Here is an 18,266-nt window from a genome sequence, read left to right on the forward strand (position 1 = left end):
TTATTATAAAATCAAATATTTAAATAATACAAAATGGACTTTTCAAATAATATTTTAGAAACAATAGGCAATACGCCGCTTGTAAAACTCAACAAAATTGTTGCTGAAATTGATGCGTTAGTATTGGCAAAAGTCGAAACCTTTAATCCTGGTAATTCTGTAAAAGACAGAATGGCTGTAAAAATGATTGAAGATGCAGAAGCAGATGGCCGACTAAAACCTGGAGGAACTATTATTGAAGGAACTTCAGGAAATACAGGAATGGGACTTGCACTTGTTGCAATCGTAAAAGGTTACAAATTAATTTGTGTGATTTCAGACAAACAGTCTAAAGAAAAAATGGATATTCTTCGTGCTGTTGGTGCAAAGGTTGTCGTTTGTCCTACAGATGTAGAACCGACAGATCCACGTTCTTATTATTCAGTTTCTAAGCGCTTAGCAGAAGAAACTCCAAATTCTTGGTATGTGAATCAATATGATAACATGTCAAATTCTTTGGCACATTATGAGCAGACTGGACCAGAAATCTGGAAACAGACAGACGGGAAAATTACACATTTTGTGGTAGGAGTGGGAACAGGAGGAACGATCTCTGGAGTTGGAAAATATTTGAAAGAAAAAAATCCGAATATTAAAATCTGGGGAATTGATACTTACGGTTCTGTTTTTAAAAAATACCACGAAACGGGAATCTTTGACGAAAACGAAATCTACTCTTATATAACAGAAGGTATCGGAGAAGATATCTTACCTAAAAACGTTGATTTTTCTTTAATTGACGGTTTTACAAAAGTTACCGATAAAGATGCAGCTGTTTATACCAGAAAGATTGCTCTTGAAGAGGGAATTTTTGTTGGAAATTCAGCAGGAGCTTGTATAAAAGGTTTATTGCAGCTGAAAGAGCATTTTAAACCAGAAGATGTTGTTGTGGTATTATTTCACGATTCTGGAAGCCGTTATGTCGGAAAAATGTTCAATGACGACTGGATGCGTGAGCGCGGATTCTTAGAAGAAAACGTAACAAAAGCAGAAGATGTTATCAAAGATCATATCGATAAAGAATTGATCGTCGTTCGTACTGAAGAGCTGGTTTCTCATGCCATTGAGCGTATGCGTAAATATAAAATTTCGCAGATTCCAGTTGTTGACATCAACGGATTTGTTGGTTCTGTAGACGAAACAGATTTATTTAGAAGCTACGTTGCCGATAAAAACGTTGCCGAAAAACCAATTAAGGATGTAATGGGCAAACCTTTCCCGATTGTAAAATTAGGAACACCAATTGAAGAAGTTTCAAAACTTTTCAGCAAAGAAAACGATGCTGTTTTGGTTGATTTAGGAAACGGACATCATCACATTATTACCAAATATGACATTATTGGCTCAATAAAATAAGCCATTTCAAACAAAATAATCCATAAACCCTTATTGTAATTCAATTGGGTTTATGGATTTGTCTTTTAAAAATAGAAAATGAATTTTACTGCTATTGATTTTGAAACTGCGACAGGATATCATCCTTGTTCTGTAGGTATTGTTACAGTTGAAAACGGAGTTATCGTTGATGAATATGTCTCACTAATCAAACCGCCGAACAATGAATATAATCCGTTTACAATTCGCGTTCACGGCATTTATCCAAAAGATACAGTCAATGCAAAATCTTTCTTTCAAATCTATCCCGAAATTGAAAAACGACTAAAAAACAGAGTTGTCGTAGCGCATAATGAAAGCTTTGATCGTAATGTTTTGATGAAAACGATGCTATTGCATGGTTTAAATTATGAAGATTTAAATATCGCTTTGAAATGGGAATGCACGGTCAAAATATATAAAGCTAAAGGCATCAAGCCAACCAAATTGAGTGATTGTTGCCGTGAGATGGAAATTCAGCTCAATCATCACGAAGCGTTATCTGATGCAAGAGCTTGCGCAAAGCTGTATATGCTTCGTTAAAAATATTTCTTTTATTTTGTAAGAATAATATTAAAATTTAATTACTTTTAGATTTTGTAATCATACTATAAAATCTAAATGAAAGAAGACTTCCTTCATTATCTCTGGAAATTCAAGAAATTTGATACCTTGAATTTGAAATCTGTTCAAAACGAATCAATTACTATTATTAAAACAGGTGATTATTTAGAACTTTCTGGACCTGATTTCTTTAATGCTCACATAGAAATTGGAAATCAAAAATGGGCTGGCAATGTCGAGATTCATTTAAAATCTTCAGACTGGTACCTTCATAACCATGAGAAAGACCCTGCCTATAAAAATGTTATTCTTCATGTGGTTTGGGAGAATGATACTGCTATTTTTAGAGAAAACAATACAGAAATACCTGTTTTGGTTCTTAAAGATTATGTTTCAAAAGAAATAATAGAAAATTATACCGCATTGATTGCTCCAAAAACATGGATTTCTTGCGAAAGAGAATTAAAGCAAATTGATGACTTTGTTTTCAAAAACTGGCAAGAAAGATTGTTTTCTGAGCGTTTAGAACGAAAGTCAAAGTTTATACATCAATTATTAGAAGAAACCAATCAAGATTGGGAAGCAGTTTTATTTTGCCTTCTCGCTAAAAATTTTGGTTTAAATACGAATGGGAATTCTTTTTTGCAAATTTCTAAAGCAATTCCTTTTTCAGTCATTCGAAAAGAAAGCTTTGAAGTCGAAAATTTAGAAGCGCTTCTTTTTGGAACTTCAAATTTATTAGAAGCAGAAAAAGAAGACGTTTATTATAAAGATTTAAAGTTTCGTTACTTTTATCTATTACATAAATATCAAATAGAAAAAACGTATACAGATCCGCTTCAATTTTTTAAACTTCGTCCAGATAATTTTCCGACGATTAGACTTTCTCAATTGGCGGCTTTATATCATAAACACCAAAATCTGTTTTCTAAAATAGTTGATTTAAAATCTGTTACTGCTGTATATCGTTTGTTAAATGTCTCTGCAAGTTCCTATTGGCAAAATCATTATCTGTTTGATAAGGAAAGTCCGAAGAAATTAAAAATGCTCTCTAAGTCGTTTATAGATTTAGTAATTATCAATACCATTATTCCGCTTCAATTTGCGTATTCAAATATTATGGGAGAATCAATTGCCGAAGATTTAATTGATTTTATGAATGAAGTCACTTCAGAGAAAAATGCTATTATAGATAAGTTCAATTCGTTCGGAATTAAGTCTAAAACTGCATTTGAAAGCCAAACCCTATTAGAACTCAAAAATGAATATTGTGAGCGCAAAGCTTGTTTAAAATGTGCAATAGGGGTAGAATTGCTTAAAAATAATTAGCCAATTAGAAAATGAGATAATTATATAATTTGTATTTTTGTAAATCTAAAATCTCAAGTAATAAATCTAAAATTATAGATGTCAGCAATTTTAAAACTTAAATTCTTCTTCGAAAAATATGGTTTCCATGTTTCTTCAAGATTAGCAGATAAACTCGGAATGCGCGTAACAAGCGTGCGATTGTTTTTTATCTACATTTCCTTTGTCACAGCCGGTTTAGGATTTGGAGTTTACCTGACTCTGGCTTTCTGGATTAGACTAAAAGATTTAATCCGTTCCAAAAGAACTTCAGTATTCGATTTATAAAAAAAAGGCTCCAAATTTACGTTTGGAGCTTTTTTTTATTTTTTATGAAGATGTATTTATTATTCTTCGCTTGTTGTATTATTAAGTTTAGATCTTTTCTTGCTATATCCAAAGTAAACTAAAATACCAATTATAAGCCATCCAAATGATAATAATTGAGCGTCTAAACTTAAATTGAAAATTAAGTAAGAATTGATCGCGATTCCCAAAACAGCAATAACCGGAAGAGCAGGAACTTTAAATGTTCTGTTTAATCCTGGTTGTTTTACTCTTAAAATCCAAACTGCGATACAAACCATTGTAAAGGCAAACAGAGTACCAAAACTTGTCATATCGGCCAATTTGTTAATTGGTGTAAAAGCAGCAACTGTTGCAATAATACCACCAAGAATCATTAAGTTCGTTTTTGGTGTTCCAGAAATTGGGTTTACTTTAGAGAAAACTTGCGGAATTAAACCATCTTTAGACATTCCTAAGAAAATTCTAGATTGTCCCATAATCATTACCATTAACACAGAAACTAAACCAATAGTAGCTGCAACAGTAATAATAGAACCAGCCCAACCTTGTCCAGCAATATCAAAAGCATAAGCAACAGGAGCTTTAATAGCTTCAGGATATTTTCCTAGCGGGTTAAAATCTTGGTAATTCATCATTCCAGTTAATACTAAAGAAACTAGAATATATAAAGTAGTACAGATTAATAAAGAAGCGATGATCGCAAAAGGAACATCTTTTTTAGGATTGATAGCCTCTCCAGCTTGAGTAGAAACAGCGTCAAAACCAACATAAGCAAAGAAAATTGCAGCAGCTCCAGAAATGATTCCTCCAATTCCGTAAGCATTATGAGTAGTTTCTTTTTCAATAATTTGAGTTGCTTCAGGAATAAATGGGCTCCAGTTTGCAGTATTGATGAAGAAAAGACCAGCAACAATTACAAAGATTACTGCCGAAACTTTAAGGATTACAATAGCATTATTTGCTTTGGCAGCGCTTTTTGTTCCTTTAATAAGTAATGAAATAACTAAAATAACGATCAAGAAAGCAGGAAGATTCATAGAGAAACCTTCTCCAGTATAACTTGCAGGATCTGTTGTAAGCCAATCAGGAAGTTTTATGTGAAATAATTTTAGCAATTTATTGAAGTATCCGGACCAGGAAACCGCTACAGTCATGGATCCCATTGCATATTCGAGAATAAGTCCCCACCCAATAATCCAGGCAAAAATTTCTCCAATTGTACCATAAGCATACGCATAAGCAGATCCCTCTACAGGTAAAATTGATGCAAATTCAGAATAGCAAAGAGCCGCAAAAACACAAGCAATACCTGCGATGATAAACGAAATTGCTAATGCTGGACCTGCATGGTAATAGGCTCCAGTACCCGTTAATACAAAAATTCCTCCGCCAATAATGGCACCAACTCCAATTGCAGTAAGGCTCCATTTTCCTAAAACCCTTTTTAAATCACTTTTTTTCATATCGGCCTCAAAGGCAGATATTGGTTTAACTCTCATTATTGACATACTATATAATATTGGTTTATTGTTATTAAGTGCCAAATGTATTGTTTTTTGTAAAAAATAAAAACAATTATCATCTTTTAAGTTATAAAATGTTTCTTTTTTTTACAGTACTCGTAAGAAAGATTCTCTAAGTATTGATATTCATTAAATTAATTGGGGTTTTGTAACAGATTCGATAATTTTTTAAAAACTACTTTTCTTACTAATTTTCTTAATAAATTTGAAAGATTTTTCTTAAATTGTTTTTTAAAAGTATTTTCTATCATGAATTTTAAGTTTCTCAATAAGTATTTCCATTTTACAAAACAGCAGCGAATAGGCATTTTTATGCTTTTTGTTCTAATAATCGGTTTGCAGCTGGTTTATTTATTCGCTGATTTTAATATTTCAGAAACCAGTAACGTAGAAAAAGAGCAGTGGCTAGCGCTGCAGTCAGAAATTGATCAGGAGAAATTAAGCCTTACAAGCGCAAAGCCCGTGGTTTATCTTTTCAATCCAAATTTTATTTCAGATTATAAAGGTTACAAACTCGGAATGTCGGTAGAAGAAATTGACCGTTTAATGGCATTTCGCAAAGAAAATATATATGTAAACTCAGCAGAAGAATTTCAAAAAGTTACAGGAATTTCAGATTCATTATTAAATAAAATTTCTCCTTTGTTTAAGTTTCCAGATTGGAAACAGAATAAAAGTAATTCCCCTGTAGAGAAAAAAGAATTTGCTGTAAAAAGCTTTCCGAAAAAAGAAAAGCTCCCAATCTTGGATATTAATCAGGCAACTCAAGAAGATTTGATGAAAATTTACGGAATAGGAGAAGGCTTGTCTTCAAGAATATTAAAGCAGAAAGAAATCTTAGGAGCATTTGTGTCGATGGAGCAGATGAAAGACGTTTGGGGGCTTTCGCCTGAAGTCATAAATGAATTGAACAGCCATTTTAAAGCTCAAATTCCCTCAAACATGAAGAAAATAAATGTAAATGAGGCGTCACTAAAAGAATTAGCTCAATTCTCATACTTTAAATATGGACTTGCAAGAGAAATAGTAAAATATAGAAGTATGAACGGAAATTTTAATAATATTGAGGATTTAGCAAAAATTAAAGATTTTCCTGTTGAAAAAGCAAAAATAATTAGTTTATATTTGGAGTTCTAAAAGAAACTAACTCATGAACTTTGATTACAACGAAACACAACTAATGATCGCACAGTCGATAAAAGACTTTGCAGAAAAAAATATTAGACCTTATATAATGGAATGGGATGAAGCGCAAATTTTTCCGATTCCGTTGTTTAAGCAACTTGGCGAGATGGGCTTCATGGGCGTTTTAGTTCCAGAAGAATATGGAGGTTCTGGTTTGGGTTATCATGAATATGTTACAGTAATAGAAGAAATTTCAAAAGTAGATCCTTCTATCGGATTGTCTGTTGCGGCTCATAATTCTTTATGTACCAATCATATCTTAACTTTTGGAAACGAAGAACAAAAGAAAAAATGGCTTCCAAAACTGGCTACGGCCGAACATATAGGAGCTTGGGGATTGACAGAACACAATACAGGCTCTGATGCTGGAGGAATGAATACTACGGCAGTTAAAGACGGAGATCACTGGATTGTAAATGGAGCTAAAAATTTTATTACACACGCAATTTCGGGAGATGTTGCAGTTGTTGTAGTGAGAACTGGTGAAAAAGGCGATTCTAAAGGAATGACCGCTTTTGTTTTCGAAAAAGGCATGAAAGGCTTTTCATCAGGTAAAAAAGAAAATAAATTAGGAATGAGAGCAAGCGAAACAGCCGAATTGGTTTTTGATAATTGTCGTGTTCCCGATGAAAATAGATTAGGCGAAGTTGGCGAAGGTTTTGTTCAAGCCATGAAAATTCTTGATGGCGGAAGAATCTCTATTGGTGCTCTGTCTTTAGGAATTGCAAAAGGCGCGTATGAAGCTGCATTGAAATATTCAAAAGAAAGACATCAGTTCGGACAGCCAATTAGTAATTTCCAAGGAATCTCTTTTAAGTTGGCAGACATGGCAACAGAAATTGAGGCTTCAGAATTATTGCTTCATAAAGCCGCTTTCTTGAAACAAAAACATAAACCAGTTACGACATCAGGCGCTATGGCAAAAATGTATGCTTCTGAAGCATGTGTCAAAATTGCCAATGAAGCCGTTCAGATTCATGGAGGATATGGCTATACCAAAGACTATCCGGTAGAAAAATTCTATAGAGATTCCAAATTATGCACAATAGGAGAAGGGACAACTGAAATTCAGAAACTTGTTATTTCTAGAAATCTGCTAAAATAAAACTATCATTTTGGGCGTGCCCCTAAAAACAAAAGCATTTAGCAAACGCGTAGAAGCTTTTGTTTTTAGGGTCGGGCTTTCCACTATAATCTTTTTGTTTTTAAAGAAAAAACAAAAAGGATTTCCGTTGCAATCCCTCACGCATACTCGGTAAAATCGAGTTTAGTGAAAATAATTCAAAATTTATAAGTCATAATTCATAATTAATACATACATTTGCAGCCTTAACGAGAGGAGGTGTCTATATTATGTTAATTATACCAATTAAAGACGGAGAAAATATCGATAGAGCATTAAAGCGCTATAAAAGAAAATTTGATAAAACAGGAACTGTTCGTCAATTAAGAGCACGTACTGCTTTTATTAAGCCTTCTGTTATCAAAAGAGCTCAAATCCAAAAAGCGGCTTACATTCAAGGCTTGAAAGATAGTTTAGAAAGTTAGTATTAGCTTTTCGAAAATAATTACCGTTAGTGGTCAAAATGTTTTAATTTTGATGCTAACGGTTTTTTTATGCTTAATTTTTAGATTCAATGAAAACGAACAAAGAAGCTTTTTCGGATTATCTTTTATTAGAAAAGAAGTATTCTTCACATACGGTTGGGGCTTACTTAAATGATATAATGTCGTTTGAGTCATTTTTAAAAGAATCTTTTGATCAGGAAAATGCTGATTTGGTAAATTATAGTCAGGTGAGAAGTTGGATTGTTTTTTTGGTTGATCAGAATATTTTAAATGTGTCTATTAATAGAAAAATGGCTTCTTTAAAAGCTTTTTATAAATTTCTTTTAAAGACAAAACAGATTGAAATTAATCCGATGCTGAAGCATAAGTCTTTAAAAACGCCAAAAGTAATTCAGATTCCTTTCTCAGAAAAAGAATTGCAAGATTTGCTTACTGTAATAGATGTGCCTGTTGGTTTTGAAGAAATTCGGGATAAGCTTATTGTGGAGATGTTTTATGTTACAGGAATGCGTCGGGCGGAGCTGATTCACTTGATGATTAAAAATGTAGATCGCTCAAATAATACAATTAAAGTTCTAGGAAAAAGAAATAAAGAACGCATTATTCCAATCTTGCCAATTATTGCAGATCAAATTGACTTATATATTAAAGAAAGAGATGGTTTGGAAAGTGTAGCAGATTATGACTATTTTTTTGTTTCGAAAAAAGGGTTAAAATTGAGTGAATCTTTTGTTTATCGTTTAATAAATTCATACTTTAGTAGGGTCTCAGAAAAGGTAAAAAAAAGTCCGCATGTGCTTCGGCATACTTTTGCAACTCACCTATTAAACAATGGGGCAGATTTGAATTCAGTTAAAGAATTGCTAGGGCATTCTAGTTTGGCGTCTACTCAGGTTTATACTCATAATAGTTTGGCGGAACTTAAAAAAGTTTATAGAGGTGCGCATCCAAGAAATAAATAGCAGTTCTAAATGTTAACCCTAAAATTTTTATTATGAAGGTAGATGTTCATGCAGTTAATTTTACTGTCGACAGAAAATTGGTCGATTTTATCCAGGAAAGAATGGGTAAGCTAGAGAAATACTACGATCGAGTGGTTTCATCAGATGTTTTTTTGAAAGTGGAAAGAACGAGTGATAAAGAGAATAAGATGGTGGAGATAAAGATTAATGTTCCTGGTGATGATTTTCTGGTAAAAAAACAGTGTAAAACATTTGAAGAGGCGGTTGAGCTTTCGGCAGAATCGTTAGAACGTTTACTTGTAAAAAGGAAGGAAAAAATTAGAGCGCACATTTAATTGAAATTTTTTTTAAAAAATGTTTTGATTAAAAGATAAAATAGCTACATTTGCAGTCCGTTAGAAATAGCGGACTTTTTTAATGTATTCGCCGATGTAGCTCAGCTGGCTAGAGCAGCTGATTTGTAATCAGCAGGTCGTGGGTTCGAGTCCCTCTATCGGCTCAGAAAATTTCAAATACGATTTGAAATTGGTTCTTTAAAATAATGGAATCATAAATTATTAGGGGAGATACTCAAGCGGCCAACGAGGGCAGACTGTAAATCTGCTGTGTGAACTTCGCAGGTTCGAATCCTGCTCTCCCCACAAAACAAGAAGTCGAGATTTGGTATTGTGGATTTTGGAAGAAAAATCTGAAATCTAAATTCTGAAAATCTAAAATCAGAACTCTCTGCCGGTGTAGCTCAGGGGTAGAGTGCTTCCTTGGTAAGGAAGAGGTCTCGGGTTCAAATCCCGACATTGGCTCAAGTAAGTAGGAAATTGAAAATTAATATATAACTAAGATTAAAAATTAAGTAAAATGGCAAAGGAGAATTTTAATCGTTCCAAACCGCACTTAAACATAGGTACAATTGGACACGTAGATCACGGAAAAACTACATTAACTGCTGCAATTACAAAAGTATTGTCAGATGCTGGTTACTGTCAAGCAAAATCGTTTGATCAAATCGATAACGCTCCAGAGGAGAAAGAAAGAGGTATTACTATTAATACATCACACGTAGAGTACGAAACTGCTAACCGTCACTACGCTCACGTTGACTGTCCAGGTCACGCGGATTACGTAAAGAACATGGTTACTGGTGCTGCTCAAATGGACGGTGCTATCTTAGTAGTTGCTGCTACAGATGGTCCAATGCCACAAACTCGTGAGCACATCCTTTTAGGACGTCAGGTTGGTATTCCAAGAATCGTTGTTTTCATGAACAAAGTGGATATGGTTGATGATGCTGAGTTATTAGAGCTTGTTGAAATGGAAATTAGAGATTTATTATCTTTCTACGAGTATGATGGAGATAATGGTCCTGTAGTTCAAGGTTCTGCTTTAGGAGGATTAAATAATGATCCAAACTGGGTACCTAAAATTATCGAATTAATGGAAGCTGTTGATGCTTGGATCGAAGAGCCAGTACGTGACGTAGCTAAACCATTCTTGATGCCAGTTGAGGACGTATTTACAATTACAGGTCGTGGAACTGTTGCTACAGGTCGTATCGAAACTGGAGTTGCTAACACTGGAGATCCTGTTGAAATCATTGGTATGGGAGCTGAAAAATTAACTTCTACTATTACAGGAGTTGAGATGTTCCGTAAAATCCTTGATAGAGGAGAAGCTGGAGATAACGTAGGTTTATTGTTAAGAGGTATTGATAAAGCTGATATCAAAAGAGGTATGGTTATTATTAAGCCAGGTTCAGTAAAACCACACGCTAAATTCAAAGCTGAGGTTTATATCTTGAAAAAAGAAGAAGGTGGACGTCACACTCCATTCCACAATAACTACCGTCCACAGTTCTACGTACGTACAACTGACGTAACAGGAGTTATTTCTTTACCAGCAGGTGTAGAGATGGTAATGCCAGGTGATAACTTAACTATCGAGGTTGCTTTATTAAGCCCAATCGCTATGAACGTAGGTTTACGTTTCGCTATCCGTGAGGGTGGTAGAACAGTTGGTGCTGGTCAGGTAACTGAAATCGTAGAGTAATTCTATTAAAATAAATAAAAAGCCAGTTGATTCTTAATTGAAACAACTGGCTTTAATTACGGGCGTAGTTCAAGGGTAGAATAGCGGTCTCCAAAACCGTTGATGGGGGTTCGAATCCCTCCGCCCGTGCAATAAAAAATATATCAAATGACAAAAGTTACTAATTATTTATCAGAGGCTTTCGAAGAGTTAAAGTCAAATGTTACTTGGCCATCTTGGGCTGAAGTTCAAAAATTGACAATTGTTGTGGCTGTATTTTCGATTTTATTCGCTTTGGCAACATGGGGAGTAGACGAATTTTTTGCAAAAGCTTTGGCTGGATTTTTTAACTGGTTAAAAGGATAATTTTTTTGTGATGGCAGATAATAATGTGAAAAAATGGTACGTAGTTAGAGCGGTTAGTGGTCAAGAGAATAAAGTGAAAGCTTATATCGAGACTGAGATTGCGAGATTAGGTATGGAGGATTATGTTTCTCAGGTTTTGGTTCCTACAGAAAAAGTAGTTACTGTAAAAGATGGGAAAAAATCATCTAAGGATAAAGTGTATTTTCCTGGATATGTTATGATCGAAGCTAACTTGGTTGGTGAGATTCCTCATATTATTAAGTCAATTACTAGTGTTATTGGATTTTTAGGAGAGACAAAAGGCGGAGAACCTGTTCCTTTGAGACTTTCTGAAGTAAACCGTATGTTAGGTAAAGTGGATGAGTTGGCTGTTAATACAGATACTCGTTCTATTCCATTTAGCGTTGGAGAAACGGTTAAGGTTATTGATGGACCTTTTAACGGATTTAACGGATCTGTTGAAAAAATCAATGAAGAGAAGCGTAAGCTTGAGGTAATGGTTAAGATTTTCGGAAGAAAAACTCCATTAGAACTAAGTTTTATGCAAGTAGAAAAAGTATAATTTTTTGTTACACTATAATAAACCATTGTAATCGCTTCCATTGATTACAGTGTTAAATTTTTTAAAAATGGCTAAAGAAATTAGTAAGGTAGTTAAACTACAAGTTAAGGGAGGTGCTGCGAACCCGTCGCCACCGGTTGGACCTGCTTTAGGAGCTGCTGGGGTTAACATCATGGAGTTTTGTAAGCAATTTAATGCTAGAACTCAAGATAAACCTGGCAAAATTTGTCCAGTGCAAATCACTGTGTACAAAGACAAATCATTTGATTTTGTTGTTAAGACTCCTCCAGCAGCAGTTCAGTTAATGGAAGCTGCAAAGCTAAAATCTGGTTCTGGTGAGCCTAATCGTAAAAAAGTAGCTAGCGTTACTTGGGAACAAATTAGAACTATTGCTGAAGACAAAATGCCAGACTTAAATGCTTTCACAATCGAGAAAGCTATGAGTATGGTTGCTGGAACAGCTAGATCTATGGGTATAACTGTATCAGGAGATGCTCCTTTTTAATTAAGAAAAAGAAATGGCAAAATTAACAAAAAAGCAAAAAGAGGCTGCTTCAAAAATTGAAAAGAACAAATTATACTCTTTAAAAGATGCTGCGGCATTAATTAAAGTTGTTGCTTCTGCAAAATTTGATGAGTCTGTTGATATCGCAGTTCGTTTGGGTGTTGATCCAAGAAAAGCGAATCAAATGGTTAGAGGTGTAGTTACATTACCTCACGGAACAGGAAAAGACGTTAAAGTATTAGCATTGGTTACTCCAGACAAAGAAGCGGAAGCTAGAGAAGCAGGAGCAGATCACGTTGGTCTTGACGATTACTTACAAAAAATTAAAGACGGTTGGACAGATGTTGATGTGATCATTACTATGCCTGCTGTTATGGGTAAATTAGGTCCATTAGGTCGTATTTTAGGACCTAGAGGTTTAATGCCAAACCCTAAAACAGGTACAGTAACTATGGATGTTGCTAAAGCTGTTCAAGAAGTTAAAGCTGGTAAAATTGACTTTAAAGTTGATAAAACTGGTATCGTTCACGCTGGGATTGGTAAAGTTTCTTTCGGAGCTGAGCAAATCGTTGAGAACGCACACGAAATTATTCAAACATTAATAAAACTTAAACCAACTGCTGCTAAAGGTACATACATCAAAGGTATTCACCTTACAAGCACAATGAGTCCTGCTATTGCATTAGACCCAAAAGCAGTATAATTGGTAGTTAAAAATTTTTAGTATGACTAGAGAAGAAAAATCAATCGCGATTGAAAATTTAACTGCGCAGTTAGCTGGTACAAATATCATTTACATTTCTGATATTTCTGGTTTAAACGCAGAGACAACTTCAAACTTACGTAGAGCTTGTTTTAAAGCAGGTATCAAATTAGAGGTTGTAAAGAACACTTTGCTTGCAAAAGCAATGGAAGCTTCTGATAATGATTATGGTGATTTACCTACAGTTTTATCTGGTAACAGTGCTATCTTCATTTCTGATGTTGCTAACGCACCTGGAAAAATCATTAAAGATTTCCGTAAGAAATCTGATAAACCAGTTTTAAAAGGAGCTTACATCAATTCTGAAGTATATATTGGAGATAATCAGTTAGATGCATTAGCTACAATTAAATCTAAAGAAGAGCTTATTGGAGAAATCATTGGATTATTACAATCTCCAGCTCAAAGAATTATTTCTGCTTTACAAAATAAATTCGCTGGAAGCGAAGAAGAAGGAGCAGAGTAATCAACGTAAGGGAGTTTGCTTCCTTACTGCTTAATTAGCGCACAATAATTAAATTATATTTTTTACACAAATCATTTTAAACGATAGAAAAAATGGCAGATTTGAAACAATTCGCAGAACAATTAGTTAACTTAACAGTTAAAGAAGTTAACGAATTAGCAACAATATTAAAAGATGAGTACGGAATCGAGCCTGCTGCTGCTGCTGTAGTAGTTGCTGCTGGAGGTGGAGACGGTGCTGCTGAAGAAGCACAAACTGAATTTACAGTTGTATTGAAAGATGCAGGAGCTTCTAAATTAGCTGTTGTAAAATTAGTTAAAGAATTAACTGGTTTAGGTCTTAAAGAAGCTAAAGATGTAGTTGACGGTGCTCCAAGCAACGTTAAAGAAGGTGTTTCTAAAGAAGAGGCTGAAGGTCTTAAAAAATCTTTAGAAGAGGCTGGAGCTACTGTTGAGCTTAAATAATTAAACTCAGTTTAAGAACTAGGTTTAGGTCTTGGGTTAACACTCAAAGGCCTAAACCATTTTTCGTATAATAAAATATATATCAAGTTTTATTATCCCATAGTTTAAAATACGAAAAAGTTTTAGATCAATACGAAGAAAGAAGATTGAACTTATTTAAGTTTTAATTTTTAAAGATGTATTGATTATAATAAGAAAGTATAGATTAAACAGTGTGTATTTACACAAAAAAAATTACTTTTTTTTAATCAAAATTTTGTCCATTGATGATAACAAATCAGACTGAAAGATTGAATTTTGCCTCTACAAAAAATATCCCTGATTATCCAGACTTCTTGGATGTACAGGTTAAATCTTTTAAAGATTTCTTCCAATTAGAAACGAAATCTGACGAAAGAGGCAACGAAGGGTTATACAACACCTTCATGGAAAACTTTCCAATCACAGATACAAGAAACAACTTTGTATTGGAATTCCTAGATTATTTTGTTGATCCACCACGTTATACAATTCAAGAATGTATAGAGAGAGGTCTTACTTATAGTGTGCCATTAAAAGCTAGGTTGAAACTATACTGTACAGATCCAGAACACGAAGATTTTGAAACGATTGTACAAGATGTTTATCTTGGAACAATTCCTTACATGACTCCAAGCGGTACTTTTGTAATCAATGGTGCTGAACGTGTAGTAGTATCTCAATTACACCGTTCTCCAGGAGTTTTCTTTGGACAGTCATTCCACGCAAATGGAACTAAACTTTATTCTGCAAGAGTAATTCCTTTTAAAGGTTCTTGGATAGAATTCTCTACAGATATTAACAGCGTAATGTACGCTTATATCGATAGAAAGAAAAAATTACCTGTAACAACTTTATTCCGTGCTATCGGATTCGAAAGAGATAAAGATATCTTAGAAATTTTCGACTTAGCAGAAGAAATTAAAGTTTCTAAAACAGGAATTAAAAAATATATTGGAAGAAGACTTGCTGCGCGTGTTTTGAACACTTGGCACGAGGATTTCGTAGATGAAGATACTGGAGAGGTAGTTTCTATCGAGCGTAACGAAATCATCCTTGATCGTGATACAATTATCGACAAAGATAATGTTGAAGAGATCATCGATTCTAACGTTAAATCTATTTTGTTACACAAAGAGGATAATAACCAAGCAGATTATGCTATTATCCACAACACGTTACAAAAAGATCCAACTAACTCTGAAAAAGAAGCTGTAGAGCACATTTACCGTCAGTTGCGTAACGCTGAACCGCCTGATGAGGAAACTGCTCGTGGTATTATAGATAAATTGTTCTTCTCTGACCAACGTTACAACTTAGGTGAAGTAGGTCGTTACAGAATGAACAAAAAATTAGATTTAGATATCCCTATGGATAAGCAAGTGCTTACTAAAGAGGATATCATTACAATCGTTAAATATTTGATTGAGTTGATCAACTCTAAAGCAGAGATTGATGATATCGATCACTTATCAAACCGTCGTGTTAGAACAGTTGGTGAACAATTGTCTCAACAATTCGGTGTTGGTTTAGCACGTATGGCTAGAACTATCCGTGAGAGAATGAACGTTAGAGATAACGAGGTGTTTACACCAATCGATTTGATCAATGCTAAAACATTATCTTCGGTTATCAACTCTTTCTTTGGTACTAACCAGTTATCTCAATTTATGGATCAAACGAATCCATTAGCTGAGATTACACACAAAAGAAGACTTTCTGCACTTGGACCAGGTGGACTTTCGAGAGAAAGAGCTGGTTTCGAGGTTCGTGACGTTCACTACACGCACTACGGACGTTTATGTCCAATTGAAACTCCAGAGGGTCCAAACATTGGTTTGATTTCTTCTCTTGGTGTTTACGCGAAAGTAAACGGAATGGGATTCATCGAAACTCCTTACCGTAAGGTTACTAACGGTGTAGTTGATTTAGAAAGTACTCCAATCTACTTAAGTGCTGAAGAAGAAGAAGGAAAAATGATTGCTCAGGCAAACATTGAAATGGACGAAACTGGTAAAATTACAGCTAGCAATGTTATTGCTCGTGAGGAAGGTGACTTCCCGGTTGTTGAGCCAAATGTAGTTCATTATACAGACGTTGCACCGAACCAGATCGCTTCGATTTCTGCATCTTTGATTCCTTTCTTGGAGCATGATGATGCGAACCGTGCGTTAATGGGATCGAACATGATGCGTCAGGCGGTTCCTTTGATCCGTCCTGAAGCTCCGATTGTTGGTACAGGTTTAGAGCGTCAAGTTGCTTCTGACTCAAGAGTATTGATTAATGCTGAGGGTCATGGTACTGTAGAATACGTTGATGCTAATATCATTACTATTAAATACGACCGTACTGAAGATGAAAGAATGGTTAGTTTTGATGCTGATGAGAAAACATACAACTTAATTAAATTTAGAAAAACAAACCAAGGAACAAGTATCAACTTGAAACCAATCGTAAGAAGAGGTGACAGAGTTGTTCCTGGACAAGTATTATCAGAAGGATATGCTACTCAAAATGGAGAATTAGCTTTAGGTAGAAACTTAAAAGTTGCGTTCATGCCATGGAAAGGGTACAACTTCGAGGATGCGATTGTAATTTCTGAAAAAGTAGTTCGTGATGATATTTTTACTTCTATCCACGTTGATGATTATTCATTAGAGGTTAGAGATACTAAGTTAGGAAACGAAGAGTTAACAAACGATATTCCTAACGTTTCTGAAGAGGCTACTAAAGATTTAGATGAAAACGGTATGATCAGAATTGGAGCAGAGGTTAAGCCTGGCGACATTTTGATCGGAAAAATTACACCAAAAGGAGAATCAGATCCAACTCCAGAGGAGAAATTGCTTCGTGCAATCTTCGGAGATAAAGCTGGTGATGTAAAAGATGCTTCATTGAAAGCTTCTCCATCTTTACATGGTGTAGTTCTTGACAAAAAATTATTTGCAAGAGCCGTAAAAGATAAACGTAAACGTACTCAAGATAAAGATGCTTTAGGAGCTCTTGAAATGGAATTCGAAACTAAATTTGTTGAATTAAAAGACAGATTAGTAGAGAAATTATTCTTGATCGTTAACGGAAAAACATCTCAAGGTGTAATGAATGATTTGGGTGAAGAAGTTTTACCAAAAGGTAAAAAATATACTCAAAAAATGCTTTACGCAGTAGAAGATTTCGCTCACTTAAGTAAAGGTCAATGGGTTGCTGATGATGCTACTAATAAAATGGTTAATGATTTAATTCATAACTATAAAATTAAGCTGAACGACTTACAAGGAGCTTTAAGAAGAGAGAAATTCACTATTACAGTTGGAGATGAGTTGCCATCTGGTATCTTAAAATTAGCTAAGATTTATATTGCTAAGAAACGTAAGTTGAAAGTAGGGGATAAAATGGCAGGACGTCACGGTAACAAAGGTATTGTTGCAAGAATCGTTCGTCATGAAGATATGCCTTTCTTGGAAGACGGAACGCCAGTTGATATCGTGTTGAACCCACTTGGGGTACCTTCACGTATGAACATTGGTCAGATCTATGAGACTGTTCTTGGATGGGCTGGTATGAACTTGGGTAGAAAATTTGCTACTCCAATTTTCGACGGTGCTTCTCTAGACGAGATCAATGCTTTGACTGATGAGGCTAACGTACCACGTTTTGGACATACTTACCTATTTGATGGTGGAACTGGAGAGCGTTTTGCACAAAAAGCAACTGTGGGTGTAATTTACATGCTTAAATTAGGACACATGGTTGATGATAAGATGCACGCACGTTCTATCGGACCATACTCGTTGATTACTCAACAGCCACTTGGAGGTAAAGCTCAATTTGGAGGTCAGCGTTTTGGAGAGATGGAGGTTTGGGCACTTGAGGCTTATGGAGCTTCTAGTACACTACGTGAAATCTTAACTGTTAAGTCTGATGACGTTATTGGTAGAGCTAAAACTTACGAGGCTATCGTTAAGGGTGAAACTATGCCAGAACCAGGCTTGCCAGAATCATTCAATGTATTAATGCACGAATTGAAAGGTCTAGGATTAGATCTTCGTTTGGAAGAATAATAAAAAGTTTTGTAATCGGTCCCGATAAAAATCGGGACTGATTACTCATTTATATAAGTTTTTAAAGATTTATACCCGTAACCCGTTCCGATTTTTCATATACATTATATGACTAGCGCTTCAAATTAGATTTGAGGTTTAGAGAAGTAACCCGAGGTAGTAGCTGA

At 34.8% G+C, this 18,266-nt stretch carries 18 protein-coding genes and 4 tRNA genes; 21 read left to right on the forward strand and 1 reads right to left on the reverse strand.

The features are described from left to right. Positions 1–33 precede the first annotated feature (33 nt). The 4 genes from AC3E9W_RS19520 to AC3E9W_RS19535 all read left to right on the forward strand — a co-directional run bounded on the left by AC3E9W_RS19520 (position 34) and on the right by AC3E9W_RS19535 (position 3,612). A complete protein-coding gene (locus tag AC3E9W_RS19520; protein WP_306158580.1) occupies positions 34–1,395 on the forward strand; it encodes a pyridoxal-phosphate dependent enzyme in 1,362 nt (453 codons plus the stop codon). Positions 1,396–1,473: 78 nt separating this feature from the next. After that, positions 1,474–1,956: a 3'-5' exonuclease gene (locus tag AC3E9W_RS19525; protein WP_488769681.1), complete on the forward strand. Its 483-nt coding sequence runs from the start codon at positions 1,474–1,476 to the stop codon at positions 1,954–1,956. Between the two features lie 78 nt (positions 1,957–2,034). Further along, positions 2,035–3,306, forward strand: a complete 1,272-nt coding sequence (locus AC3E9W_RS19530) for a DUF2851 family protein (RefSeq protein ID WP_488769682.1) — start codon at positions 2,035–2,037, stop codon at positions 3,304–3,306. Between the two features lie 78 nt (positions 3,307–3,384). Next, positions 3,385–3,612: a PspC family transcriptional regulator gene (locus AC3E9W_RS19535; RefSeq protein WP_008466940.1), complete on the forward strand. Its 228-nt coding sequence runs from the start codon at positions 3,385–3,387 to the stop codon at positions 3,610–3,612. Between the two features lie 59 nt (positions 3,613–3,671). On the opposite strand, the gene AC3E9W_RS19540 is transcribed toward AC3E9W_RS19535, so the two are convergent. Continuing rightward, on the reverse strand, positions 3,672–5,141 hold the full coding sequence (locus AC3E9W_RS19540; RefSeq protein ID WP_306158595.1) for an APC family permease: 1,470 nt from the start codon (positions 5,139–5,141) through the stop codon (positions 3,672–3,674). Positions 5,142–5,405: 264 nt separating this feature from the next. On the opposite strand from AC3E9W_RS19540, the gene AC3E9W_RS19545 reads away from it, so the two are divergent. From AC3E9W_RS19545 to rpoB, 17 genes are all read left to right on the forward strand, one after another. Beyond that, the gene (locus AC3E9W_RS19545) at positions 5,406–6,293 is read left to right on the forward strand and encodes a helix-hairpin-helix domain-containing protein (RefSeq protein WP_488769683.1); all 888 of its coding nucleotides are present in this window, start codon (positions 5,406–5,408) and stop codon (positions 6,291–6,293) included. A gap of 13 nt (positions 6,294–6,306) precedes the next feature. Further along, positions 6,307–7,446 carry an acyl-CoA dehydrogenase family protein gene (locus tag AC3E9W_RS19550; protein WP_488769684.1) on the forward strand — a complete coding sequence of 380 codons (1,140 nt, stop codon included), beginning with the start codon at positions 6,307–6,309 and terminating at the stop codon, positions 7,444–7,446. A 248-nt stretch (positions 7,447–7,694) separates the two neighbouring features. Next, positions 7,695–7,889, forward strand: a complete 195-nt coding sequence (gene rpsU / locus AC3E9W_RS19555) for a 30S ribosomal protein S21 (protein WP_026730435.1) — start codon at positions 7,695–7,697, stop codon at positions 7,887–7,889. 89 nt (positions 7,890–7,978) lie between these two features. Further along, positions 7,979–8,872, forward strand: coding sequence for a tyrosine-type recombinase/integrase (locus tag AC3E9W_RS19560; protein WP_488769685.1), 894 nt, complete (start codon positions 7,979–7,981; stop codon positions 8,870–8,872). 32 nt (positions 8,873–8,904) lie between these two features. Further along, a complete protein-coding gene (gene hpf / locus AC3E9W_RS19565) occupies positions 8,905–9,207 on the forward strand; it encodes a ribosome hibernation-promoting factor, HPF/YfiA family (protein ID WP_125722466.1) in 303 nt (100 codons plus the stop codon). Between the two features lie 90 nt (positions 9,208–9,297). Continuing rightward, positions 9,298–9,371: transfer RNA gene (locus tag AC3E9W_RS19570), tRNA-Thr, on the forward strand. A 61-nt stretch (positions 9,372–9,432) separates the two neighbouring features. Then, positions 9,433–9,513: transfer RNA gene (locus AC3E9W_RS19575), tRNA-Tyr, on the forward strand. Positions 9,514–9,600: 87 nt separating this feature from the next. Then, positions 9,601–9,672 (forward strand) — tRNA-Thr (locus AC3E9W_RS19580). Positions 9,673–9,727: 55 nt separating this feature from the next. Next, positions 9,728–10,915, forward strand: coding sequence for an elongation factor Tu (gene tuf, locus AC3E9W_RS19585; protein ID WP_026730432.1), 1,188 nt, complete (start codon positions 9,728–9,730; stop codon positions 10,913–10,915). A 58-nt stretch (positions 10,916–10,973) separates the two neighbouring features. Next, positions 10,974–11,044: transfer RNA gene (locus tag AC3E9W_RS19590), tRNA-Trp, on the forward strand. An 18-nt stretch (positions 11,045–11,062) separates the two neighbouring features. Then, positions 11,063–11,260 (forward strand): preprotein translocase subunit SecE, encoded by a 198-nt coding sequence (gene secE / locus AC3E9W_RS19595; protein WP_125722465.1) that lies wholly within the window; start codon positions 11,063–11,065, stop codon positions 11,258–11,260. 10 nt (positions 11,261–11,270) lie between these two features. Beyond that, entirely contained in the window at positions 11,271–11,822 is a 552-nt protein-coding gene (nusG, locus tag AC3E9W_RS19600) for a transcription termination/antitermination protein NusG (RefSeq protein WP_008466925.1), read from the forward strand. 67 nt (positions 11,823–11,889) lie between these two features. Then, complete coding sequence (gene rplK, locus AC3E9W_RS19605; protein WP_008466923.1) at positions 11,890–12,327, forward strand: 50S ribosomal protein L11; 438 nt, start codon at positions 11,890–11,892, stop codon at positions 12,325–12,327. Between the two features lie 13 nt (positions 12,328–12,340). After that, the gene (gene rplA, locus AC3E9W_RS19610; protein ID WP_008466920.1) at positions 12,341–13,030 is read left to right on the forward strand and encodes a 50S ribosomal protein L1; all 690 of its coding nucleotides are present in this window, start codon (positions 12,341–12,343) and stop codon (positions 13,028–13,030) included. 22 nt (positions 13,031–13,052) lie between these two features. Further along, entirely contained in the window at positions 13,053–13,556 is a 504-nt protein-coding gene (gene rplJ, locus AC3E9W_RS19615) for a 50S ribosomal protein L10 (RefSeq protein WP_091492767.1), read from the forward strand. A 92-nt stretch (positions 13,557–13,648) separates the two neighbouring features. Beyond that, positions 13,649–14,020, forward strand: coding sequence for a 50S ribosomal protein L7/L12 (rplL, locus tag AC3E9W_RS19620; RefSeq protein ID WP_008466917.1), 372 nt, complete (start codon positions 13,649–13,651; stop codon positions 14,018–14,020). A gap of 266 nt (positions 14,021–14,286) precedes the next feature. Then, entirely contained in the window at positions 14,287–18,099 is a 3,813-nt protein-coding gene (rpoB, locus tag AC3E9W_RS19625) for a DNA-directed RNA polymerase subunit beta (RefSeq protein ID WP_306158613.1), read from the forward strand. The last annotated feature ends 167 nt before the right edge of the window (positions 18,100–18,266 follow it).

This window comes from Flavobacterium sp. 38 (assembly GCF_057799715.1).

Excerpts from the sequence above, each read along its gene's own strand:
- AC3E9W_RS19535 (WP_008466940.1), top strand. The coding sequence starts at position 3,385 with ATGTCAGCAATTTTAAAACTTAAATTCTTCTTCGAAAAATATGGTTTC.
- rpoB (WP_306158613.1), top strand. The coding sequence starts at position 14,287 with ATGATAACAAATCAGACTGAAAGATTGAATTTTGCCTCTACAAAAAAT.
- AC3E9W_RS19530 (WP_488769682.1), top strand. The coding sequence starts at position 2,035 with ATGAAAGAAGACTTCCTTCATTATCTCTGGAAATTCAAGAAATTTGAT.
- AC3E9W_RS19545 (WP_488769683.1), top strand. The coding sequence starts at position 5,406 with ATGAATTTTAAGTTTCTCAATAAGTATTTCCATTTTACAAAACAGCAG.
- rplK (WP_008466923.1), top strand. The coding sequence starts at position 11,890 with ATGGCTAAAGAAATTAGTAAGGTAGTTAAACTACAAGTTAAGGGAGGT.
- AC3E9W_RS19525 (WP_488769681.1), top strand. The coding sequence starts at position 1,474 with ATGAATTTTACTGCTATTGATTTTGAAACTGCGACAGGATATCATCCT.
- rpsU (WP_026730435.1), top strand. The coding sequence starts at position 7,695 with ATGTTAATTATACCAATTAAAGACGGAGAAAATATCGATAGAGCATTA.
- AC3E9W_RS19520 (WP_306158580.1), top strand. The coding sequence starts at position 34 with ATGGACTTTTCAAATAATATTTTAGAAACAATAGGCAATACGCCGCTT.
- rplJ (WP_091492767.1), top strand. The coding sequence starts at position 13,053 with ATGACTAGAGAAGAAAAATCAATCGCGATTGAAAATTTAACTGCGCAG.
- secE (WP_125722465.1), top strand. The coding sequence starts at position 11,063 with ATGACAAAAGTTACTAATTATTTATCAGAGGCTTTCGAAGAGTTAAAG.
- AC3E9W_RS19540 (WP_306158595.1), bottom strand. The coding sequence starts at position 5,141 with ATGTCAATAATGAGAGTTAAACCAATATCTGCCTTTGAGGCCGATATG.
- AC3E9W_RS19560 (WP_488769685.1), top strand. The coding sequence starts at position 7,979 with ATGAAAACGAACAAAGAAGCTTTTTCGGATTATCTTTTATTAGAAAAG.
- nusG (WP_008466925.1), top strand. The coding sequence starts at position 11,271 with ATGGCAGATAATAATGTGAAAAAATGGTACGTAGTTAGAGCGGTTAGT.
- rplL (WP_008466917.1), top strand. The coding sequence starts at position 13,649 with ATGGCAGATTTGAAACAATTCGCAGAACAATTAGTTAACTTAACAGTT.
- rplA (WP_008466920.1), top strand. The coding sequence starts at position 12,341 with ATGGCAAAATTAACAAAAAAGCAAAAAGAGGCTGCTTCAAAAATTGAA.
- AC3E9W_RS19550 (WP_488769684.1), top strand. The coding sequence starts at position 6,307 with ATGAACTTTGATTACAACGAAACACAACTAATGATCGCACAGTCGATA.
- hpf (WP_125722466.1), top strand. The coding sequence starts at position 8,905 with ATGAAGGTAGATGTTCATGCAGTTAATTTTACTGTCGACAGAAAATTG.
- tuf (WP_026730432.1), top strand. The coding sequence starts at position 9,728 with ATGGCAAAGGAGAATTTTAATCGTTCCAAACCGCACTTAAACATAGGT.